Consider the following 22,690-nt stretch of genomic DNA (forward strand, 5'->3'; position numbering starts at 1 on the left):
TGGGGAACACTCGTCCAACTTGTTGGAAAAGTGATTGCTCGATTATAGGTTTCGGGGGAACTACCTGAATCAGCACCCTTTCTGGTAATAATCGATTTTGATACATTAGAGGAACCGTACGGTTTGGCGGTATCATACCTTATTTAACTTTGCCGGAAATTTATTTTTTCCGGCTTTTTTATGTTTATGTATTCGATGTAAGACGCTTGTTTTGAGCGAATTGTATTACTTTTTTCAAGAAAGGGTAAGAAGGGGTGTTTGCTATTGATACAAGAAATAGGTTCATCGGTACATAAAAATTTACCGATTGAACATGATTGATTGTGGCCTGGGTAAATTACAATCATATTTAGCATGAAAAATGAATACTCGTGTTAACCTTTTTGCGGCAGGGGTAACTAACCTAAACAGAACTGTTAAATATGAAAACTATGAACTATGTACTATTGACCACGATTATGCTGTTGAGCCTGTCGTGTACTCGAACAGAAGCTCCGGAAGAAGAGTTGACCGCTACCAATTTCGGATATTACCATTTTCAAGAGCCCCAATACCTGAATGGGGCAGAACTCTACAAATTGGGAACCATACAGAGCCTTACAGTGGTAAGACAGGAAATTGCGAAGTTGAAGGAAGGTATTGACCTTAACAAAGGGAGCAAGGGCGAGATTGCCAAGTTGGAAATGGCCCAAAAAAAAGAATCGGCGCTTAGTGAATATAAAACCGGGCTCGTTAGTATCGTTATGCCGAGGGGGGGCAAGTTCCCTCCAAGACCGCCAAGGGGTTGTTTTGACGACCCTCGATTAGGGTGTGTCCCGAAAATAAATATCAGCGACTTCAATGGCATTGAAATAACCGACGGTCTAGAAGGGGTCGAGGTAATTGTGGTGGACAAAAAAAACAATGTGCTGGCTAAGGGTTCTTCTCCCCAAAAGTTGAAAGATGGCAAAACGGTCATTATGCTTAAGGGAGATTTTAGTGGAGATGCTACCATGCTTATCAAAAAAACGGATATACGCAAATTTGGTCAAGAAATTGTCTTGCAGGTGCCCGTTTATAAAGAATGAATCAATTTTTAATTCAATTAAAGTCCTTCCTTGTGTATCTTGTGAGGGACTTTATTTTATGAAATATCTACACTGTATAGGGTTTTTCTTTGTTTTTATCGCCCAAGGGGTCTCCCAAGTAGATTCAATCGGGTTAGATGAGGCATTCGGTCGTGCTTTTGAAAACCATTACACCAATAAAGACAGCGCCTATTTTTATTATGACAAGGTCATTTCTATGGCCGATGCGCAGGATAATTTAGATGTGCTGATGGGGGGACTTAGCTACTTGATCAATGCCAATAGTAATTTTTATGACCTTGAACAGTACGGAGACAATCTGGAGCGTATGGGCACACTGCTTGAAAGTGATGCCCGCCTTGATAGTTTTGAATTAAAACAGGTATACGAGCAAAGATTGCTTTTTGACAGGGGAAATTATCACTACAAGCTTAAAGACTATGTAACGGCCCAGAATTATTTTTTAGAACTCTACGGCCAACTGAAATCGATACCCCAAAATGAACTTACCGCCTTGGATATCGATACCTTATCCGCCATCTATAGCTTTTTAGGGCTGATACACCGGCACACGGGGAGATATGAACAGGCCGAGTTTTACTACACCCAAGATTTGAGGCTGATAGAAACGTATAGCGATAGTATTGAAGATGCCCGGTCGGTCGGTTTTAATACTAAAAAATTATTGTCGCAGGTGTATGAAGACCAAAACAACACAACAGAGGCCAATCGATTGTTACAGGAAGCCTTGATTTTTTACAAAACCAAGGTCGATAACCCGAGATTTAAGAATAACTTTCTGTCTACCTATATGCTCTTGGCCAAGAACTATATCAATCAAGAAGATTTTGATTCGGCCATAGCGGTTTTGAACGAAAACAATGTCATCAGGCCCGAAGACAATCCGTTTAAAAAGGAAGTCGATATGATATATGGTGATGCCTTTTTAGGAAAAAAGGAGTTCTCAATGGCCTTGTCCTATTATCAAAAGACCTTGAAGTCGTACCAAGAGTACCGACGCAACAAACCGCACCAAGATATAGCCGAGGCGTATGGGAAGATAGCCGAACTGCATTTACGGCGCATGGATTTTAAGCAAGGGCTGCAGGCGGTTCAAGACGCTTTTCTAAATGCCGGAAACCATATTGCCGATTCCGAAAGCAATCCTAGTCCCGATCAAACCTTTTCCAAAATCCAACTTTTGCATTTGCTCGATATAAAACTGCAGCTTTTACAAATGGCTTTGGGGAAAACCGGCGAGCTCAATTATGAAGAACAAGCTTTACGAACCAGTGACGCCATTTTGAAAACCTTTGATGCACTGAAAGGTGAATTTGACAGTAAACTGGACAAACAGTTTTTGGCCGAACGGGTCTATCCTATTTTTTACCGTATGCTAGCGATAGTGTATAGGAGTTATGAACGAAATCCTTCGTCAAAAACGATAGGGTTTGCGTTGAATATCGCGGAAAAAAACAAAGACTTTGTGTTGCTGGAAGCCCTGCGGAATGCCCAAGCGACAAAATATGGTGGCGTACCTCCACAATTGTTGAATAAAGAAGTGCAATTGAGGGCAGGCATCACCCATTTGGAAAAACAACTATTCGATGCTACGGATACCATTACCAACTATCAAGAACAATTATTCGACCTGAAACAAGAGTACTATGGTCTTTTGAAAAAACTGAGAACCGACTTTCCTAAATACTACGAGTTAAAATACGAGAGTGAACGTCTTGATCTGGCCGGCGTAAAGAAAAGGGTTTTGAAAGATGGCTCGGCATTGGTTTCCTATACCGTTGCCGATGATTGGCTTTACGTAATCATGTTGCATGGTCAGGGTGAAAAGTTCATAAAGCTCCCATTTGACCAAGACGACCAAAATAAAGTAAAAGAATTGTACCGATTGCTCTCCCATCCTTCCTTAACGGGTCAAGAACCTATCAAGGAACTCGGTGGCCAGCTTTTTGAAAAACTGCTGGAGCGGCCCTTGCGGGGCTTTGATGGTGAAGAGGTCACTATAGTTCCCGATGGGGTATTGCATTACTTGCCTTTTGATCTTTTAAGTGATAATGACGACTATGTTTTGAAAACCAAGAATATCGGATATGCCAATTCGGTGGCTTCGCTGATGAAACTCAAGGCAAAAAGAAAAGCCGAAACGAATAGTGTATTGGCTTTTGCGCCGAGCTTCTCCGGAGAAGGACCGGTTCAGGGTGTGCGGCAATTCGGTAGGTTACTCTATAACGATGACGAGGTTTCTAAAATTGATCGTTTTTACCATACCGAAGTGGTTTTAGACGAAAAGGCCACCTTGTCCTATTTCAAGTCGAACCTTTCGTGTTATAATATATTGCACTTGGCTACCCATGCTTCGGCTAACGATGCCTTTCCCGACTATTCGTATCTCGCATTCAGTGCAGGGGCAGATAGTGAGCAGCACAGTATCTTGTATATAAAAGATTTGTACAACATCGCTTTAGATGCCGATATGGTTACCTTGAGTGCTTGTCAAACGGGTATAGGAAAACTTCAAAAAGGTCAAGGGATGCTTAGTTTGTCCAAGGGTTTTTATTATGCCGGGGCGAAATCTTTGGTCAATACGCTTTGGAAGATAAACGACAAGAGCAGTGTAAGGCTGATGGAGGATTTTTATGAAGGCTTATCCGAAGGAAAATCAAAAACAAGGGCCTTGCGCGATGCTAAATTGAAGTATTTGGAAAGTACTGATGACGAGCTTTTAAAACACCCTTATTACTGGTCGGCCTTTGTTGTTTCGGGTGACGGATCCCCCTTGTCGGACCATTCTTTTTGGTGGTACTGGGGCGCCGCTATACTGGCCTTGGTGGTGTTCTTAATTTGGTTTTGGAAACGCCGCACACAGATAAACCTTTAAAACAGGGGTTAATCCAATTCTTCCAATAATCGTTTGGCGGCAGCTGCCTTAAAACCGTTCTTTGAAACCAATTTTTGTAGTTGTATTTTACTTTCGTCAATACGGCCCAGTTTTAGGTCCGATAAGGCCAGGTACCAAATGGCCCGGTCTTTGAGTTCACCATCGGCCTCTATGTAGTTTTCTAAAAGTGGCACCGCTTCTTTGTGTTTTTGAAGCTGCATCAAGGTAATGGCTTCGTAGAATTGTATATAACCATCGTTGTTTTTTTCTTGAAGGGTCTTGAACAATGAAAGGGCCTCGGCATAATCTTCGTTTTCATAGGCGGTAAAAGCTCTAGTCTGTAGGTCTTCCAGTTCTGCACTTCGCTCAATGGGGTGGACTACATTTTCATAGGCCACAAAGTTGGCATTGTAAAGTTCGTCGGTGCTGTAGTTGTGGGTATTGAAGAATACGAACCATGACCCGATACCGACCAAAAAGATGATTGAGGCGGCCACGAGCCAGGGGCGTAAAGAAATGACCTTGGCTTCTTGTTTTGGTTCAGAAGCCGACATTGCGGCGAACATCTGTTTCACGGCTTTGCGTTCTTCCTTTTTGAGCGACTCTTGCAACTCGCGCTGAAATTTAAAATCCTCGGCAAACTGTACGTCCGTTTCTAAGAGATGGTCAAAATCCTTTTTTTGACTCTCGGTGAGAGAGCCTTCAAAGTAGCCATTAATTAAAGTGTCGTTATCCATTATGCTTAAGAATTAGGTCTTTTAAAGATTTGAGGCATCGTGATTTTTGGCTTTTCACTACGTTCTTGTTTTCATAGCCTTGTACACGCATTATTTCATCTATTTTTAGGCCCTCTAAATAAAACAGTTCTAGTATTTCACGGCATTTGTCGCCGAGTTTCTTAAAATTCTTCACTAATTTTTTTTGGTATTCATTGGGCCCTTCGTCTTCATGTACATCGTTAATGACGGTAATTTCGTTTTGGTCGAAAACGTAATCTTCGTCTGTTGTCAACTCCTTGGTATCCCTGAACTTTTTAAAGATCATAAACTTTCCTACGCTAAAAAGATAGGTCTTAAGACTACTTTTTAACTCATCTAATTTTCCCGATAGGGCGTTCTCGTATAAAACGATTATGGCATCTTGAAAAATATCCTCCAATACAACATCATCTGAAGTATATCGCGAGGCGAACCTGAAAAATTCAGATTTATACCCCGTGTAAACATCTTTCAGCGCATTCCTGTCCCGTTTTTTCATTTGGGAAATAAGCTGCCGGTCTTCCATTGGTGTTCGGTTGGTTAAAAAGTAAACATCCCTTAAATATAAATTTTTTTTATCGGGGATGTTGACCTTTTTGGAATTAGGGTATAAACGGATGTATAAAACAATAAAAACATACGATTATGAAAACAAAGAATGTAGTTTATATCGCACTTTTTGTCTTGCTCTTTGTAGCATGTTCCAAAGATGATGCCCCAGATCAACCCAATACCCAGGAAGAAACAGAGGAAGAATTGAACCTTGATAATTTAACAGGTTCATGGATTCGAATTGCCAGTAGCCTTCCGTCGAACGACGGAATGATTGTAGAGATGAAAGATGGGCAAGGTAAAATAGTCGATAAGGCCGGTTCTACCTTTGGTGTTGGAGATATAAAATGGAAAGACATTAAGCCAGAGGACCAAGAAAATTATATATATGAGGAACTCGGTAGTGATGCTGCCTATTACTCGGCTACTATGGAACTGAGGGAAGATGATACCCTGAGAATTTCTGTTGGCTCATCTGGGGCGGGTAATATTCAGAAATGGGTTCGGGAAGGCGAATATACGCCGATTGCTGACGCCGGCCCTGTAGAAACCCAAGAGCTTTCCTGTGAAATAAAGGAGGAGACGGTTTTAAAGAACGGTCCCGCTTCCGTAGACTATATTGTAAAATGTGTTCTCGATGTTACGGCCCCCTTGACAATCGAGCCGGGGGTAGTGATCGAATTTGCTGAAAATGCCGGTTTGGGCATCTATAACGAAGGAACCTTGAATGCTGTGGGCACTGATAACGAGCCGATTGTACTGCGGGGTAACAGCGACATTAAAGGATGGTGGCGTGGTGTTCATATCGAAACACAATCGGTCAACAATAAACTAGAGCATGTAACTATTGAAGATGCGGGTTCAGATTATGTCTACTGCTGTAATCAAGCGGCCAGTCTATTCTTAAAAGGAGCTAAAATAGCTCTTAAAAATGTGCATTTGACGAATGGAAAGGAAATAGGTCTGATGGCTTCCACAGGTACACAGCTTGAATCGTATAGTAATATAACAATCGACACCCACGATTCTTATCCGGCTGAAGTCAATGCCGAGGTATTGTCCGACCTAGATGGTATGGGCTCTGATTATAGCGGCAACGATAAAGATTTTATAAATGTTACTGGAGCTGCAATAAATAATCCGACTACATGGTATGAACTAAATGTTCCCTACTTATTGCCAGGTAAGGTGCTGGATGTGAAGTCAGGTTTGGTAATCAAGGCAGGAACAGAGATCGTTTTTAATGAAAACGGTGGTATTGGAATGTATAGCGATGGGTTTCTGACCGTTGACGGAAATGCAGATGCACCCGTTGTTATGCGTGGCCAGTCTCCTGTAAAGGGCTTTTGGCGCGGGTTGTATTTTGAAACCAACAGCCTCAATAACAAAATAGATTATTTAGAACTCTCCGATACCGGCTCAAATTATGTCTATTGCTGTAGGGAAAAGGCTGCCATTCTCTTTAATTCGGGAAAGGCCAGTATCTCCAATTCAACCTTAAGTAACGGAAAATCATATGGTATCGTGGCCAAGGATGGTTTTGAATTTGAAGAATACACTGCAAATACGATTACTACCCATGATGAGGCCCCCCTATTTATAGATCCATCGGTTGTCCGGTTTTTAGATGGAAGTACTTCTTCCTATACGGGAAATACCAAAAATTATATACTCATTGATGGAGGTAAGATCAAAGAAGAGACCACCATTTCCGCTACCGATATTCCTTATAGGCTGACGGAAAATAAGGTGCTTGACATCACCGCTGCCTTGAGTGTTTTGCCTGGTGTGATAATGGAGTTTGGTTCTGGTTCCGGACTTGGCGTGTATGATTCCGGTTCATTCAATGCCGTGGGTACGGCAGAGAAAAATATAATTTTTAGAGGTGTGGAAAATAGTGTGGGATATTGGAGAGGGATACATACCGAAACCAACAGTATCAATAATATTATCGATTACGCCGAAATCAGTAATGCTGGTTCAAATTACGTGTATTGCTGTAACGATAAAAGTGCCCTTTATGTAAAGTCCGGGAAAATGAAGGTTCAAAATACCTTGTTGGCCAATAGTGGTGGGTGCGGTATATATGTAAGGGCTGCTGCAACCCTTGAGGAGTCGAATTTAAACTATTCGAACAATAGCTCAGGTGATTTGTGTCAAGATTGATAATCGAAAATAAGTACCCATAAATAATTAATAACAAAAACAAGGAAAGCCATGAAAACAAATAGAACAAAAGAGATGTTTCTTTACGGATGTACCATACTAATGATTGCCTTTATGTGCAGTTGCAGCAAAGACAACCCTGTAAATCCTTTGGGAGGATGTGCCAGTGGCGTCTGGTCACAAAATATACTCGATGAAACTGCGGCCTTATCGGCTGCAGGTCAGGCTTATAGTGAGAATCCTACCGCAGAAAATTGTAATAAATACAAGGCGGCCGCCATAGATTATTTTAATGCATTAAAAGGTTGGGCCGATTGTGTGCCCGGCACCAATAAGGCCGAATATGATAAGGCCATAAAGGAAGCTAAGGAAAATGTTGATAAAGATGGGTGCGATTAATCGTACCCTTTTTCTAACCGAAATATGAAGAGTTATGAAATCAATAATGAAGATTTTAGGGATTTGTCTGATGGTTTTCGGGCTGAATTCTTGTTTGGGCGAAGCCAAGGAAAAACTTGGCAAGGCAAAGAAACAGATATCGAATACGTCTAAGTTGGTCAATGAGACGACGAAAGCTCAAGATAAAATTGAAAAACTTAAGAATGCTGTGCCACTGACCAACGATCAACTTAAGGGCTGGCTTCCTGAAAACTTATCGGGTATGAAACGAACGGCTTTTAAAGTCGGAAGGGTAGGAGCGTATCAAGTGAATTCCGTCGAGGCGACCTATGGGAATCTTGACGATAAGAAAAAGTTGAAGGTTTCGGTAATCGATGGCGCAGGGCCTATCGGTAGTATGATGGCGGCAGGGTATGGAATGCTGGGAAATTTCGATATGGAAGAGGAAGATGCCGTCAAGCATAGGCAAACTGTTGAGGTCAAGGGTATAAAAGCACAACAGACCTATAAAAAAAAGAGCAACGATACCCAGCTCATGTTCGCCTATGATGAGCGCTTCTTGGTAACGATAAATGCCTATAAAATGCAACCTGACGAGACTTGGGACTTGGTTCACAAGCTTGATTTGGTCGATTTGGCCGAGATGGCCGAGTAAAACTCATTCAATAGCACTTAAAAACAAAAAATCATGAAAAATTCAGAGACCAAAATTGATACGGCCCAAACCGCGGCCACGACGGATGAAAATGATAAAACCATTGCCATACTGGCCTATATTACCGTTATCGGCTTGGTCGTGGCGTTTGTGATGAACAATGAGAAAAAACAAGAGTTTGCCAGGTACCATATTCGTCAGTCGGTCGGACTTTGTATTACAGGATTGTGTTTGGGGATTATCGGCCTCATACCTATTTTGGGATGGTTGATAAACATACTTGGTGTTTTTGTATTGCTTTATATGTGGGTGATGGCGCTTATGAACGCTTTAAACGGAAAGGAAAGCCCTGCGCCTATTCTAGGAAAGAAATATGAGGTTTGGTTTAAGGGGGTCTAAGGGGTGACCGTTATCCCATAAAAATTGAAGGTAGACCGTTGATACGGTGTGCCTTCTTTTTTATCGATTATGCGATAGTTTCGTCAACGGGCCTACTTTTTGTGCTTCAAAACTTTGATGCCTAAACTTTTTTGAATAAAAGGGCTTTTCTTCTATAGTTCTTCTAATGGTTTTCATTGCCGTTCCGAGGCAGGCCTAGTCGCCGATACTTCAAGACATATTGCGGAACGCCTATTAACCCTTGTCGCTTATTTACGGTGTATGTGGAAAAAGGGGAACCACGGTATTTGTCGGTAGAAACGAAAATGTTTCGTCAATGGTGTTAACCTTGGCCTTGGAGGAACATTAATCTTAAAACGTAGGAAAATGAAAAAAACACTACTTCTCGTATTGCTGTGTCTTGGCGTGGGCGGCTCTTTTGCCCAGTCCATAGAACGGAGCGTAATAAGTAACGTGGGCGGAACCATGGCGACGAGCACTATGTCCGTAAGTTTCACCATAGGCGAGCCTGCGGTGGGCTTGTTGATGGAAACCAATTCCGTAGATCAAGGTTTTTGGGCCGGAAAGGGCATTTGGGTCATGCCGATGACCCCTGGCGAGGAACCCTTGGATATTTTGGTATATCCTAATCCTGTGGTAGAGGAAGTCACCGTTTTTACAGGTCGCAACGAGGTGTACGGTATTGAACTATTTGCTGTAAACGGACAGCAGGTCTTCACTCAAAAAATCGACGAGCTCGAGTTGGAATACAAGGTTGATATGGCCTATATGGCAAAAGGGGTGTATGTGTTAAAACTCTACCTGGAGGGCCGTTCGGAAACTAAAGAATATAAACTGATTAAAGAATAGGGCCATGAAAAGAAAATACTATCGAATACTTACCGTGCTTTCATTGTTGTTCTTGGGAACCTTAATGGTTCAGGCGCAGCAAAAAAACTTTATCAATTACCAAGGGGTAGCCCGTAATTCCGATAACGAATTAATGGCGCAAGAGACCATGGAAATTAGTATTGCCTTAAAATTTGGTAGTGCCGATGCGGTCGTCCAATACCAAGAAAGCCATTCGGTAACGACCGATGCCAACGGGGTCTTTAGCTTGCAGATCGGAAGTGGCAATAGGAGTACCGGTAGTTTTGCCAATTTGCCTTGGGGCGAAGCTACATTTGTTACCGTTTCGTTCAATGGTGCGGAGGCCGGAACTACGGAACTTATGGCGGTGCCCTATGCGATGGCTTCTGGAGATAAGAGATGGACCGTGAACGGGGCGGATATTGAAAATGTAAATACAGGGGGAGTTAAGGTCAAGGGTGACCTTGAGGTTTTGGGAAGCCTGGGTTTGAGGCAGGGCAATGAAGTTGATGGAATATCGGATGATGAGGGGCTGGCGGAGAACAGCGATAGGGTACTACCCACGCAAAAAGCCGTTAAGACCTATGTAGACAACCGTTTGTCCGGCGGAGGGGGTGTTGCCCAGAATGCTTCGGAAGTTCCCTATAGCAATGCTGGGTCTGGCCTAGTGTCCGAGAATGTTCAAGACGCCTTGGATGAAATCGCATCCTCTGGCGGAGGGGCCGATGCTGATGCCGACCCCACCAATGAAATTCAAGATATTAGCCTTGTGGGTACCGATTTGGGCATAACCGGTGGGTCGACAATAGATTTGTCTGCCATAATACCGCCCGGAGGTACGGATGACCAAAATGCCTCGGAAGTCCCTTTTGACAATGCGGGTACCGGCCTAGCGGCGAGCAATACACAGGCGGCCATAGAAGAACTCGCATCAGGGGGATTGGTAGATACCGATAATCAAGGCTTGGTTTTGACCGGTGATGTGCTGACTATTGAAGACGGTACCGGCTCGGTCGATTTGGGTGATTATGTGGATGTAACCGCGGAAAACGGATTACTGACAGGTAACGGCTCCGCCATAAAAGGCTTGGTCGGAACCAGTGATGGCCAAGTGGCCAAATGGGATGCGGGTTCGGGACAATGGGTCGCGGGTAACGACGAGGTGGGCGCCGGTGGTGGAGGCACGCTGTGGGAAGAAGACGGGAGCGATGTGTACTATACCGGGGGAGATGTGGGAATAGGGACGGCCTCGCCCAGTGCACAGTTGCATGTCGTTGGGGCCACCGCCAACCCCGTAATGCTCGAGACCGATGATGTGCGCAACTGGGTCAGTTACGATACGTCGAACGGTTATATTGGGTATTCAGGTGTTTTTTCGGGAGCCAGGGATATGGATTTTGGTACGGGGAGTGGCAATAGCACCGGAAAAGTCCATTTGGTGACCAAGGCCGTCCCCAGGTTGACCGTTGAAGCCAATGGCGATGTACAGGTGCGAAGCTTACAAGGTTCGGGCGAACGAAACGTGGTGGCCGATGCCAATGGAAATTTGAAAATTAGCGAGCCTGTAGTATTTAAGTATAAAGGGTCAGGTTTTGCCGTTAAGGATTTGGACGGGAACACTGTAATTGAGGCCGATATATGGGAAAACAAGATATATGACACCACCGACAGTTTCAATAGAACCACAAAAAGGTTCGTATGTCCCGAGGAGGGATATTATTTCCTACATGCCAGGGTAGATCAGTCAAATGCCATAAGCAGCGCATTTTTTGGGATTAAATTCAATATCCAAAATAATTGGTTAGATGGGTCAACGGTCGACGGAGACACCGTGGATACCGAGGTAAGCGGAATTTTTAAGTTAAACGCCGGGCAAGAGGTCTACGTAGAAATGCGTAATTACAGTGCCGGCCTAGATTCCCGCATCGATGGTTTTGGCAGTTTCTTTGAAGGGTATAGAATAAATTAGGGGTAGCGGTCTTGGTCGACCATGGCCTTCTAAAAATTAAACCAAAAAGTATGTTTTTATATACTTTTTGGTTTAATTTTTTTTGTTCGATTTCTACATCAAATTTGTTGTAAGGGGTATTTGTTGCGAAGGTCAGTGTATATACAATGCGAGGCTACATTTCAACAATTCGTGTTAAAAACTTTGTAGCCAAAATGATGAAACAGCCCATATATTTTGGCGGTTTTTTGCCATCTTTGTTATTCCATCACAAAGGAAGACTTTTCTTCCCAATACACGAATTTTTTAAAACCGCTTTGATATGTCCGCAGCCCTAGAGCCTATTTTGGAAGAGAATAACGACCGCTTTGTAATCTTTCCTATCAAACATCACGATTTGTGGGAATGGTACAAAAAATGCGAGGCTTGTTTTTGGACAGCGGAGGAAATTGATTTACATGAAGACCAAAACGATTGGGACAATAAATTGAGTGAAGATGAGCGGTACTTCATTAAACATATATTGGCCTTTTTTGCGGCTTCCGATGGCATCGTTAACGAAAATTTGGCCGAGAACTTTGTAAGCGAAGTGCAATACGCCGAAGCAAAATTTTTCTATGGTTTTCAGATTATGATGGAGAATATTCACTCTGAAACCTATTCGCTTCTGATCGATACCTATGTGAAGGACGAAAAGGAAAAAGCCCTTCTCTTTAGGGCGATAGAAAATTTTCCGGCCATCAAGAAAAAGGCGGATTGGGCATTGAACTGGATCGAGTCTCCAAGTTTTGCAGAAAGGTTGATTGCTTTTGCAGCGGTTGAAGGTATCTTTTTCTCAGGGGCTTTCTGCTCTATCTTTTGGTTGAAAAAAAGAGGGTTGATGCCGGGACTTACCTTTTCAAATGAATTGATTTCCAGGGATGAAGGTATGCATTGCGATTATGCCGTGCACTTGCACAACAAGCACTTGGTCAACAAAGTGCCTAAAGAACGCATCACCCAAATTTTGACCGATGCATTAGATATTGAGCGTGAGTTTATTACCGAGTCGCTTCCTGCAAGCTTAATCGGGATGAACTCCAAGTTAATGACCCAATACCTAGAGTTTGTAACGGATCGGCTTCTTGTCGAGTTGGAATGCGATAAGGTTTACAACGCTACCAATCCGTTTGACTTTATGGATATGATTTCCCTACAAGGAAAGACCAATTTCTTTGAGAAACGCGTTTCCGAATACCAAAAAGCGGGTGTTTTGAACAAAGAAAAGGATGATGACGCGCAGAAAATAAGCTTCGACGCAGATTTTTAAATAGTTTAAAACCAAAGGCTCTTAGCTATAAAGGGTTCTTTATTCCCAATTTTGAAACTGTTAAAATTTTTAACAGTTAGACCTAATCAAACCAAAATAATACCTCACTAAAACGTAGTTAAATGTTTGTAATCAAAAGAGACGGCAGAAAAGAAATGGTCATGTTCGATAAGATCACGGCCCGAGTTAGAAAATTGTGTTACGGCCTAAATGGCCTTGTCGATCCCTTAAAGGTCGCTATGCGTGTCATAGAAGGACTTTATGATGGGGTTACCACTTCTGAGCTCGATAATCTGGCGGCCGAGATTGCGGCAACGATGACCACTACCCATCCTGATTACGCTAAATTGGCCGCCCGTATATCGGTCTCTAACCTTCATAAAAACACTAAAAAGTCCTTCTCCGAGACAATGAAGGACCTTTATGAGTATGTTAACCCACGTACCAATAAAAAGGCGCCATTACTGTCGGACGAGGTATATAAGGTTATTTCCGAAAATTCGGAAAGACTCGATTCGACCATCATTTACAACAGGGATTTCGGATATGACTATTTTGGCTTTAAGACTTTGGAGCGCTCTTATCTCCTGAAGATTAACGGTAAGATTGCCGAGCGTCCGCAGCATATGCTTATGCGTGTTTCCGTGGGGATTCACCTTAACGACCTTGATGCCGCCATCGAGACCTATGAGCTCATGTCTAAAAAGTACTTTACCCATGCCACGCCAACGCTTTTTAATTCGGGTACCCCAAAACCACAAATGTCTTCTTGCTTCTTATTGGCTATGAAAGACGATAGCATTGATGGTATCTACGATACATTAAAGCAAACGGCGAAGATTTCGCAGTCGGCCGGGGGTATAGGCCTTTCTATTCATAATGTACGTGCTACAGGCTCTTATATCGCGGGAACGAATGGAACATCCAATGGAATCGTACCCATGCTTCAAGTGTTTAACGACACGGCACGATATGTGGATCAAGGCGGAGGAAAGCGTAAAGGGAGTTTCGCTATCTATATGGAGCCTTGGCATGCCGATATCTATGCCTTTTTAGATTTGAAAAAGAACCATGGTAAAGAAGAGATGCGTGCGCGTGATCTCTTTTATGCGATGTGGATTTCCGATCTCTTCATGAGAAGGGTAGAGGCGAATGAGGAATGGACCTTGATGTGTCCGAACGAATGTCCGGGATTGTTTACGCACCACAGTGAAGAGTTCGAGGAATTGTACCTTAAGTACGAAGCTGAGGGCAAGGGAAGAAAGACCGTAAAGGCCCGTGAACTTTGGGAGAAAATATTGGAGTCCCAAATCGAGACCGGAACGCCTTATATGCTATACAAAGATGCGGCCAACAGAAAAAGTAACCAGAAAAACTTGGGTACCATACGCTCGTCCAACTTATGTACTGAAATAATGGAATATACCTCACCGGACGAGGTGGCCGTATGTAACTTGGCATCCATTGCATTGCCAATGTTCGTTAAGAACGGAAGCTTTGACCATAAAGAGTTGTTCAAGGTTACCAAAAGGGTGACCCGAAACTTGAACAAGGTCATTGATAGAAATTACTATCCCGTTAAGGAGGCCGAAAACTCCAATATGAGGCACAGACCTATCGGGCTGGGCGTACAGGGGCTTGCCGATGCGTTTATTATGTTGCGCTTGCCGTTTACTAGCGACGAGGCCAAAAAATTAAACCAGGAAATCTTTGAGACCCTTTATTTTGCGGCCGTTACCGCTTCTATGGAAATGGCCAAGGAAGAAGGTCCGTATTCTACCTTCGAAGGGTCACCAATATCGCAAGGGGAATTTCAGCATAACCTTTGGGGGGTAAAAGACGAAGAACTTTCCGGAAGATGGGATTGGGAAAAACTTCGCAAAGAAGTAAAAAAGAACGGTGTTCGCAACTCTTTGCTTGTGGCGCCTATGCCTACGGCTTCCACTTCACAGATTTTAGGGAATAACGAGTGTTTCGAGCCTTATACCTCCAATATTTATACGAGAAGGGTGCTTTCTGGAGAGTTTATCGTAGTGAACAAGCACCTATTGGAAGACTTGGTGAACTTGGGCCTTTGGAACGAGAATATGAAGCAAGAGCTTATGAGGGCCAACGGTTCTATACAGCATATAGAGACTATTCCCCAAGACATCAGGGACCTTTATAAGACGGTATGGGAGCTTAGTATGAAAGATATTATCGATATGAGCCGTCAGAGAGGTTATTTCATTGATCAGAGCCAGTCGTTGAACTTGTTCATGGAGAATGCGAACTACGCCAAATTGACTTCAATGCACTTTTACGCATGGAAAAGCGGCCTAAAAACAGGAATGTACTATTTACGTACCAAGGCGGCCGTAGATGCGATCAAGTTTACCTTGGATAACAGCAAGAAAAAAGCGGCACCGGTCAGTGTGGCTGCCGAGGCGGAAGCTGCGGCAACAACACCACCCGTTGAAGCTGCTGCGGAAATGGAAGTGAAGGCTACTCCGGTTACACCGCAGCAGGAGTTGGATATTCAACCTATGACACCACAAGAAATGAAAGAAATGATCGCTCGTGCCAAAGAAGGGCAGGCTGACGATGATTGTTTAATGTGCGGCTCCTAGGCTTAACAGAAGATATATTGAATAACCCTGGCTTTCGGCCGGGGTTTCTTGTTTTCTGGAGGTAAGGCCTGTAAAATCTTTGGAGTGCTCTCTAAAGCTTGCTAAAGGCTTGATTTCTGTAAAGGAGGAGGAAGGTTAAAGGGTGAGATCTTGTATATGCACTTGTTGCCGGGTCAAGGCTAGGCCCGCCTTTTAAAAAAATAACCAAAAGCTATTATTTTTCTAAATAAGGTCTAGCTACTACCGATAAAAGATATGCAGCTATATAAACGATGAGTATAATGATGTATTTGTCCATGTTGCCCCCAAAATGATTCTATACTATATACGTACGGAAATCATTAAAAAGATTACATAAAACTGTCGAAAATGCCTTTTTTTGGCAAAAATTTAGCAATTCGTTTAAATATGCGGCATTTATAGACGAATTTGACTTGTGCCCATGGCACGATCGGCCGAATACACGATTTGTGGGTTTTCTTTTTGAACTGGCTCGTCGGCACGAGTGAGTTTTTTCGATTGCTTCTTGTTAAAGTAGTAAAATGCCACTTTTGACATTAGCATGAGAGCTGCGTAGGTGATGAGTAAGTAGATGTATGAAGCCATACAGGGACAACGTTCGACTTTTTAGCTATCTTATAGCTTTAGTATGTTCTAGGTCGAAAAAGGTCAAAAAACTCGTTGAAATGCACAATTGGCTTTTTTTACTGCCGTTAAAGTGCATTTTTTTAACAAATTTGGGCCTATAAAGAAAACAGCCCCACCTTGGTCAAAGGCAGGGCTGCGGTAAATATTGTTCGCTGTTTGTTCTATAAAAATGAATCTTCTTGTTTGTAGGCATCGATTACGGCTTGCTCACCGGCCTTACCTTCTTTAGAATTTCCGTGTTCCATGCCCAATACGCCGTCAAACCCTTTTTCGTATATCCATTTGAATACGTTTTTGTAGTTGATTTCACCGGTTGTAGGCTCTTTTCTCCCTGGGTTATCCCCAATTTGGATATAGGCTATTTCATCCCAGGTGAGTCCCATATTATGGATAAGATGCCCTTCGGTTTTTTGCATGTGGTAGATGTCGAACAAAATTTTACAGGCGGGGCTATCGACACCCTTGCATATCATATAGGTTTGGTCGGAGTTCTGTAAATACAGGTCGGGTGAATCGGAAAGGGGCTCCAGTACCATGGTGAGTCCATGAGGTTCTAAGATTTCCGCACCTCGTTTTAGGGCTTCGATAACGTTGCCGTCTTGTACGCCAATGGGTAGTTTTCTTTCAAAGCCACCGGGTACAACGGTCATCCATTTGGCATTAACGCGTTTTGCGGTTTCTACGGCTCTTTTACATCCGTCTAAAAAGATATCTATATATTCTTGCTTTCCGGCGGCCAGGGTGTTCTTCATATTACCGCCTTTGTCGATAACGAATACGCCCATGGTCATTCCTCTTTTGGCCAAGGTTTCCCCTATTTTGTTCTGCATGGCCACATCGCGTTTCATCATACCATTGTCCTCGAAGGCGGTAAAACCTTGGTCGGCCATAAAGTTGATCTGATCGATGGGGTCATCGCCCGCCAATGCCTTGAACATGCCCAAATGCGGCGCATATTTTAGGTTGAATTTATGGGGTTTTGACTTGGTGCTGCTAAGGTTAGGGTAGGCAAGGCTGCCTGCCATGGAGAGGGCTCCAGTGCTAAGGGCCGTTTTCTGAATAAAATTTCTTCTTTTCATTTTGTATGGATTGGATGATATAAAAAAATAAAGGGCCGAAAGTAAACTTACGATTACCATCGGCCCTTTTTATGGTTCTATGTCAGAACTTATTTTAGAGCGACCACGCTCTTCCGCCGGTCAGTTCTTTGGTATCTGCACAACCTATATATTCCCCTGGAACGGGGAGATAGGCCAAGACCTTTTCCCCGACGTACTCTGAGGTCTTATAACCCCAAATGGTCATACCCCTAAGGTTGTTGGCAAACGCAAAACGGGCTATGCCATCTTCAAGAAGGGGCTGTTTTCCTTCGGCTATAGCTTCGTTGTATTGTTTGATGGACTTGAAGTTGCTCACTTCTTCTTCCTTGGTAGCTTTTAAGGCATCGGCCAATACGGGCTCAAGGTCTTCGGCGGTTAAATCTGCCGCTTTCTCCTTGCCTGAATCTTTGAGGGCCTTTTCTAAAAACCTGTCCATAGACATTTTAAGGAAGTCTTGCTGTTCTTTCTCCATAACCTGGTCGGCAAAACGATCTATAAATAGATGTACTTGGGTTTCCGAGGCCGATGGGGTATCCGTTTTCGGTAGGATAATATCTACCAATTGGGTCAAGGCGGCACCTTGTTCCTTTGTAAAAAAGTCAGGAGTCCATTCCAGTACGGTCTCGCCCTTACAACTTTGGACAATGCTGATCAGAGTGGGGGTGGCCACGGTGTAACCGAGGGCCATACCCATATTCTTGAGTGCTTTTCTTCTATCCATTATATATTTCCTTTTTTGAGTTCGTTTACGGCGTGATTCGCTGCCCTTGCCGTAAAAGCCATATAGGTTAATGAAGGGTTCACACAACTTGCGGAGGTCATAAATGATCCGTCGGTTACATAAACATTGGGTACATCGTGAATCTGGTTATAGCCGTTTAATACGGAGGTCTTTCTGTCCCTTCCCATACGTGCCGTACCCATTTCGTGGATACCAAGGCCTAGGCCGGTTTCGCGGTCGTGACCCTTAACGTCCCTTACACCTGCTTTTTCAAGCATTTCAATAGCTGACTCCATCATGTCTTTACGCATGTTCAACTCGTTTTCCTTGAATCCTGCGTCAAAAGTAACGGTCGGTAATCCCCAGCTGTCCAATTTGTCGTAATCAAGGGTCATACGGTTGTCTTCGTACGGCAGTACTTCACCGAAACCACCGATACCGATGGTCCATCCACCTGGTTTTAAAATGGCATCTTTCAGGTCTTTTCCGTAGGATAGTTCGGCAATTAATTCTTCCCAATTGCCTCTGCTCGCACCACCTTGGTAGCCGAAGCCACGCTTGTAGTCTTTTCTGTTGGTATCACCTCCCAAGTTTCTGAATCGGGGAATGTATACACCATTAGGTCTGCGGCCCTTGTAATATTTATCGTCAAAACCGTCGAATTTACCTGAAGCGCCCACTCCTAAGTGGTGGTCCATGATGTTGCGGCCCAATTGGTCGGAATCGTTACCCATACCATTAGGGAAGCGGTCTGATTTTGATTGCATTAATATAGATGTGGAAGCTATGGAAGAAGCACAAAGGAAAATCACTTTGGCCTTGAACTCGAAAGCTTCTTTACTTTCCCTGTCGATTACCTTTACGCCCGTGGCACGTTTTGTGTCTGGGTCGTACATTACTTCGTGTACTATGGAATCAGGGCGCAAGGTCATATTTCCTGTTGCTTCCGCCGCAGGTAAGGTCGATGAAAGGCTACTGAAATATGCTCCAAAAGGACAGCCTCTTATACATCTATTTCTAAATTGACATTTTGAACGGCCATCGAAGTTTTTGGTTCCCGTGATATGGGCGACCCTACCAACGGTTACGGTACGACCGTCAAAAGACTCCGCTACTTTTTCCTTAAAATGCTCTTCAACGCAGTTGAGTTCCATTTGGGGAAGAAAGTTGCTGTCGGGCAATTGTGGTAAATTCAATGCCTCTCCACTAACACCGATATAATCTTCTACTTTGGCGTACCAAGGGGCGATATCCTTATATCGAACCGGCCAATCAACGGCAATACCATCGTTTTTGTTGGCTTCAAAATCGATGTCGCTCCAGCGGTAACTCTGTCGACCCCATTGCAAGGAACGTCCACCAACGTGGTAACCACGCATCCAGTCGAAACGCTGTATTTCGTTATACGGATGTTCAAGGTCGTTTACGAACCACATCTTACTTGCGGCATTGGTCGTATAACCTGTTCGGTTCTGTTTCGGTTGTTTTGCGATGTCCTCTTTTGTTGGCTTTCCTCCGTTAGGGAAATCCCAGGGGTCCATGTTCGCAGTTTCATAGTCTTCGATGTGCTTCACCATACGTCCGCGCTCCAGCACCAAGGTTTTTAGTCCGGCTTCACATAGCTCTTTTGCAGCCCAGCCACCACTTATACCTGTACCTACTACAATCGCGTCATATGATTCTTGCTCTTCGTTGTAATAAAATTTGCTCATGTACAAAATTGTTTAGTCCATAAATTTATTAAATATTAAATTAATTTTCTACATTTATTCGCTATACATCTTGTTAAGGTCGTACAATAAAGGGTAATCTGCCTCCAAATCCTTATAATTCAATAAACTAATCGTAAATAATGAAAAGAAGAAACTTTATAAGAAATAGCTCTAATGCCGGTTTGGCCCTCTCAATTTTAGGTCTTGCGGCTTGCAAGGGAACCAAAAAAGAGGAAAAACAGATAGAGGCTGCATCGGAAACTGAAGAAGTCGAAATAGAACCTTTCTTTAAATTATCTTTAGCACAATGGTCTATACATAGAATGGTCCGAGAGGATGGGGTAGACCCATATACGTTTGCGGAAAAGGCCAAAAAATGGGGCTTTTCTGGTTTGGAATATGTCAGTCAATTATATAACCCCGAGTTGTCCGATGCAGGTTATTCGGAAGAGGCCATGGCGGCTTTTGTGGAAAAATCCAACGCCGAGGCCAAAAAGCATGGGCTGCAGAATGTTTTGATCATGATAGATGGCCAAGGCAACCTGGCCGTTAGCGATGAAAAGGAAAGGGACGAGACCGTAGAAAAACACAAAAAATGGGTGGATGCCGCAGCTGCAATGGGTTGCCACTCCATTCGTGTTAACCTGAGCGGAAGCAATGACCCAGAAGAGTGGAAAAAGAATTCTATAGATGGTCTTACAAAACTGTGTACCTACGCAAAGGGAAAAAATATTAATATTCTTGTAGAAAACCATGGAGGGTTATCTTCCAATGGGGCCATGCACGCCGAGGTCATGAAGGCTGTGGCAATGGATAATTGCGGCACCTTGCCCGATTTCGGGAATTTCTGTATTACCCGTAAAAAGGGCACGCGGGAGTGTGAGCTTATGTACGATAAATATAAAGGCGTAAAAGAGTTGATGCCCTATGCCAAGGCGGTAAGTGCCAAATCGCATGATTTTGATGCAGAGGGCAATGAAACCGAAATCGACTATGTGAAAATGCTTCAAATGGTAAAAGACCATGGGTATACAGGTTTTGTGGGGGTCGAATATGAAGGAAACGGCTTGAGCGAGGAAGAAGGAATTATGGCTACCAAAGAACTGTTGCTAAAAGCATCAAAAGAAATCAAATAACTTAAAATAGATATCCGTTACCGTGAAAGTATTTTTCAATCAGCTGTTCGACTATAATTTCTACTGTAACAAAAAGCTCATTGAAGCTTGCACGGCACTGGAAAGTGTTCCTCAAAAAAGTATAGCACTCTTTAGTGATGTTTTGAACATGCATCATATCTATAACGAATATATCGGTAAGGGGCAACCTACCTATCGGTTGGGGCAGTTGCACGATTTGGGTACATGGGGCGACCTTCATTACGAAAACCAGCGCAATTCCTTTGAGATTACCTCGGCCACCGATGATTTTGATAAACGTATTGATTATGAGGATGCCGAAGGGAAACTCTTGATCCATACGGTGCAAGACTTACTTTTTCATATCATTAATGAGTCGGCCTATTATAGAAGCCTTATAGAAGTGGATTTCAAGGCGAATGGGTTGGAGTTCTTTCGAACGGATTATATGACCTATAAAAATTAAGGCTTCGCAATGACTATAAAGATTAAGGCACAGCTTTCGTTAATGATGTTTTTGGAATTCTTTATCTGGGGTGGTTGGTTCGTAACCTTGGGTATATATCTTCCAAATAGTTTAGGCTCTACAGGCAGTGAAATCGCCCTGGCTTATTCGACACAATCTTGGGGCGCTATTTTAGCGCCCTTTATTATTGGACTTATTGCCGATAGGTATTTTAATGCGGAACGTATTTTGGGGGTGCTGCACTTAATAGGTGCTGCGCTTATGTACGCCATGTACCAAGCGACCGATTTCTCGGGATTTTTCCCATTTCTGCTCGCTTATATGATTATGTATATGTCTACTTTGGCCTTGGTGAATTCGGTTTCTTTTAATCAGATGAAAGACCCGGCCAAAGAGTTTTCCTTCGTGCGTGTCTTCGGAACTATAGGATGGATCACCGCCGGATTGCTCATCAGTTTTTTTAATTGGGATTCACAAGAAGGTATTACCGAAGGGTTTTTGCGCAATACGTTTTTAATGGCTTCAGTATCATCGGCTATATTGGGTGTGTTTAGTTTTACTTTACCTAAAACGCCGCCAACCGCAGATAAATCACAAAAAATAAAACTATCGGATATTCTGGGCCTCGATGCTTTGGCATTATTAAAAGACCGTAATTTCTTGATATTCTTTTTGGCCTCGGTATTCATCTGTATTCCCTTGGCCTTCTATTATCAGCATGCGGGACAGTTTTTGGGGGAAATCGGAGTCGCCAACCCTGCGGGAAAAATGACTATTGGGCAAATTTCCGAGATTCTTTTTCTCTTGCTCCTGCCCTTCTTTTTTAAACGGTTCGGTTTTAAAATGACTATTGTAGCGGCTATGTTGGCCTGGGGGCTTAGATACCTAATGTTCGCCTTTGGCGATACGGGAGAACTGGTCTTTATGTTGCTGACGGGGATAGCCTTGCATGGTGTTTGTTATGATTTTTTCTTTGTTTCCGGACAGATTTATACGGATAGTAAAGCAGGGGCAAAATACAAAAGCGCAGCTCAGGGCCTGATTACTTTAGCGACCTATGGCGTTGGTATGCTCATAGGTTTCTGGATAGCCGGAGCCATTACGGATACCTATGTTATGGATGGCGGACAACACGATTGGAGTACGATTTGGCTGTATCCTTCCGCTTTTGCGTTTCTAGTGCTACTGCTGTTCTCCATTTTGTTCAAAAATGAAAAAATAGCCTATAAATCATAGTTATTTTATTAAATTCAAACTCTTAAAAAATAAAGAACACAAAAAGTTCAAATAGCGACTTTTT

General features: G+C 43.2%; 18 protein-coding genes. 13 read left to right on the top strand and 5 right to left on the bottom strand.

Annotation, left to right across the window (positions count from 1 at the left end):
- Positions 1-431 precede the first annotated feature (431 nt).
- Both B4Q04_RS22670 and B4Q04_RS04535 read left to right on the top strand, forming a co-directional pair.
- The gene (locus B4Q04_RS22670; protein WP_161496041.1) at positions 432-1,067 is read left to right on the top strand and encodes a hypothetical protein; all 636 of its coding nucleotides are present in this window, start codon (positions 432-434) and stop codon (positions 1,065-1,067) included.
- Between the two features lie 58 nt (positions 1,068-1,125).
- Positions 1,126-3,963, top strand: a complete 2,838-nt coding sequence (locus tag B4Q04_RS04535) for a CHAT domain-containing protein (RefSeq protein WP_161496042.1) — start codon at positions 1,126-1,128, stop codon at positions 3,961-3,963.
- 8 nt (positions 3,964-3,971) lie between these two features.
- Here the strand turns inward: B4Q04_RS04535 and B4Q04_RS04540 are convergent, their stop codons facing one another.
- Complete coding sequence (locus tag B4Q04_RS04540; RefSeq protein ID WP_088696103.1) at positions 3,972-4,700, bottom strand: tetratricopeptide repeat protein; 729 nt, start codon at positions 4,698-4,700, stop codon at positions 3,972-3,974.
- Positions 4,693-5,247 carry an RNA polymerase sigma factor gene (locus tag B4Q04_RS04545; protein WP_088696104.1) on the bottom strand — a complete coding sequence of 185 codons (555 nt, stop codon included), beginning with the start codon at positions 5,245-5,247 and terminating at the stop codon, positions 4,693-4,695. Before B4Q04_RS04545 ends, B4Q04_RS04540 begins: the two co-directional genes overlap by 8 nt.
- A 119-nt stretch (positions 5,248-5,366) precedes the next feature.
- Between B4Q04_RS04545 and B4Q04_RS04550 the strand changes: the two genes are divergently transcribed.
- From B4Q04_RS04550 to B4Q04_RS04585, 8 genes are all read left to right on the top strand, one after another.
- Complete coding sequence (locus tag B4Q04_RS04550; protein ID WP_088696105.1) at positions 5,367-7,439, top strand: hypothetical protein; 2,073 nt, start codon at positions 5,367-5,369, stop codon at positions 7,437-7,439.
- Positions 7,440-7,490: 51 nt separating this feature from the next.
- A complete protein-coding gene (locus B4Q04_RS04555) occupies positions 7,491-7,838 on the top strand; it encodes a hypothetical protein (protein ID WP_013993264.1) in 348 nt (115 codons plus the stop codon).
- A gap of 34 nt (positions 7,839-7,872) precedes the next feature.
- Complete coding sequence (locus tag B4Q04_RS04560; RefSeq protein ID WP_123772329.1) at positions 7,873-8,493, top strand: hypothetical protein; 621 nt, start codon at positions 7,873-7,875, stop codon at positions 8,491-8,493.
- Between the two features lie 33 nt (positions 8,494-8,526).
- A complete protein-coding gene (locus tag B4Q04_RS04565) occupies positions 8,527-8,892 on the top strand; it encodes a DUF4870 domain-containing protein (RefSeq protein WP_013993266.1) in 366 nt (121 codons plus the stop codon).
- Positions 8,893-9,258: 366 nt separating this feature from the next.
- A complete protein-coding gene (locus tag B4Q04_RS04570; protein ID WP_013993269.1) occupies positions 9,259-9,741 on the top strand; it encodes a T9SS type A sorting domain-containing protein in 483 nt (160 codons plus the stop codon).
- Positions 9,742-9,745: 4 nt separating this feature from the next.
- Complete coding sequence (locus B4Q04_RS04575) at positions 9,746-11,710, top strand: C1q-like domain-containing protein (RefSeq protein WP_013993270.1); 1,965 nt, start codon at positions 9,746-9,748, stop codon at positions 11,708-11,710.
- Between the two features lie 301 nt (positions 11,711-12,011).
- Positions 12,012-12,998, top strand: coding sequence for a ribonucleotide-diphosphate reductase subunit beta (locus B4Q04_RS04580; protein WP_013993271.1), 987 nt, complete (start codon positions 12,012-12,014; stop codon positions 12,996-12,998).
- Between the two features lie 122 nt (positions 12,999-13,120).
- Entirely contained in the window at positions 13,121-15,607 is a 2,487-nt protein-coding gene (locus B4Q04_RS04585) for a ribonucleoside-diphosphate reductase subunit alpha (RefSeq protein WP_088696107.1), read from the top strand.
- An 809-nt stretch (positions 15,608-16,416) separates the two neighbouring features.
- Here B4Q04_RS04585 and B4Q04_RS04590 read toward each other — a convergent pair.
- The 3 genes from B4Q04_RS04590 to B4Q04_RS04600 form a co-directional block, all read right to left on the bottom strand.
- On the bottom strand, positions 16,417-17,334 hold the full coding sequence (locus B4Q04_RS04590; protein WP_046287422.1) for a hydroxypyruvate isomerase family protein: 918 nt from the start codon (positions 17,332-17,334) through the stop codon (positions 16,417-16,419).
- Between the two features lie 94 nt (positions 17,335-17,428).
- Positions 17,429-18,076 (bottom strand): gluconate 2-dehydrogenase subunit 3 family protein, encoded by a 648-nt coding sequence (locus tag B4Q04_RS04595; RefSeq protein ID WP_013993275.1) that lies wholly within the window; start codon positions 18,074-18,076, stop codon positions 17,429-17,431.
- Positions 18,076-19,788, bottom strand: coding sequence for a GMC oxidoreductase (locus B4Q04_RS04600; RefSeq protein ID WP_013993276.1), 1,713 nt, complete (start codon positions 19,786-19,788; stop codon positions 18,076-18,078). The genes B4Q04_RS04595 and B4Q04_RS04600 overlap by 1 nt, the downstream gene beginning before the upstream one ends.
- Before the next feature lie 140 nt (positions 19,789-19,928).
- Here B4Q04_RS04600 and B4Q04_RS04605 point away from each other — a divergent pair, with 140 nt between their 5' ends.
- From B4Q04_RS04605 to B4Q04_RS04615, 3 genes are read left to right on the top strand one after another with little or no spacing between them, the layout of a single operon-like run.
- Positions 19,929-20,924 (top strand): sugar phosphate isomerase/epimerase family protein, encoded by a 996-nt coding sequence (locus B4Q04_RS04605; RefSeq protein ID WP_013993277.1) that lies wholly within the window; start codon positions 19,929-19,931, stop codon positions 20,922-20,924.
- A 22-nt stretch (positions 20,925-20,946) separates the two neighbouring features.
- Positions 20,947-21,390, top strand: coding sequence for a damage-inducible protein DinB (locus tag B4Q04_RS04610; protein WP_088696108.1), 444 nt, complete (start codon positions 20,947-20,949; stop codon positions 21,388-21,390).
- A gap of 9 nt (positions 21,391-21,399) precedes the next feature.
- Positions 21,400-22,626 (top strand): MFS transporter, encoded by a 1,227-nt coding sequence (locus B4Q04_RS04615; RefSeq protein ID WP_013993279.1) that lies wholly within the window; start codon positions 21,400-21,402, stop codon positions 22,624-22,626.
- The last annotated feature ends 64 nt before the right edge of the window (positions 22,627-22,690 follow it).

The sequence above is a fragment of the Zobellia sp. OII3 genome (assembly GCF_002211465.1).
Classification (GTDB): domain Bacteria; phylum Bacteroidota; class Bacteroidia; order Flavobacteriales; family Flavobacteriaceae; genus Zobellia; species Zobellia galactanivorans.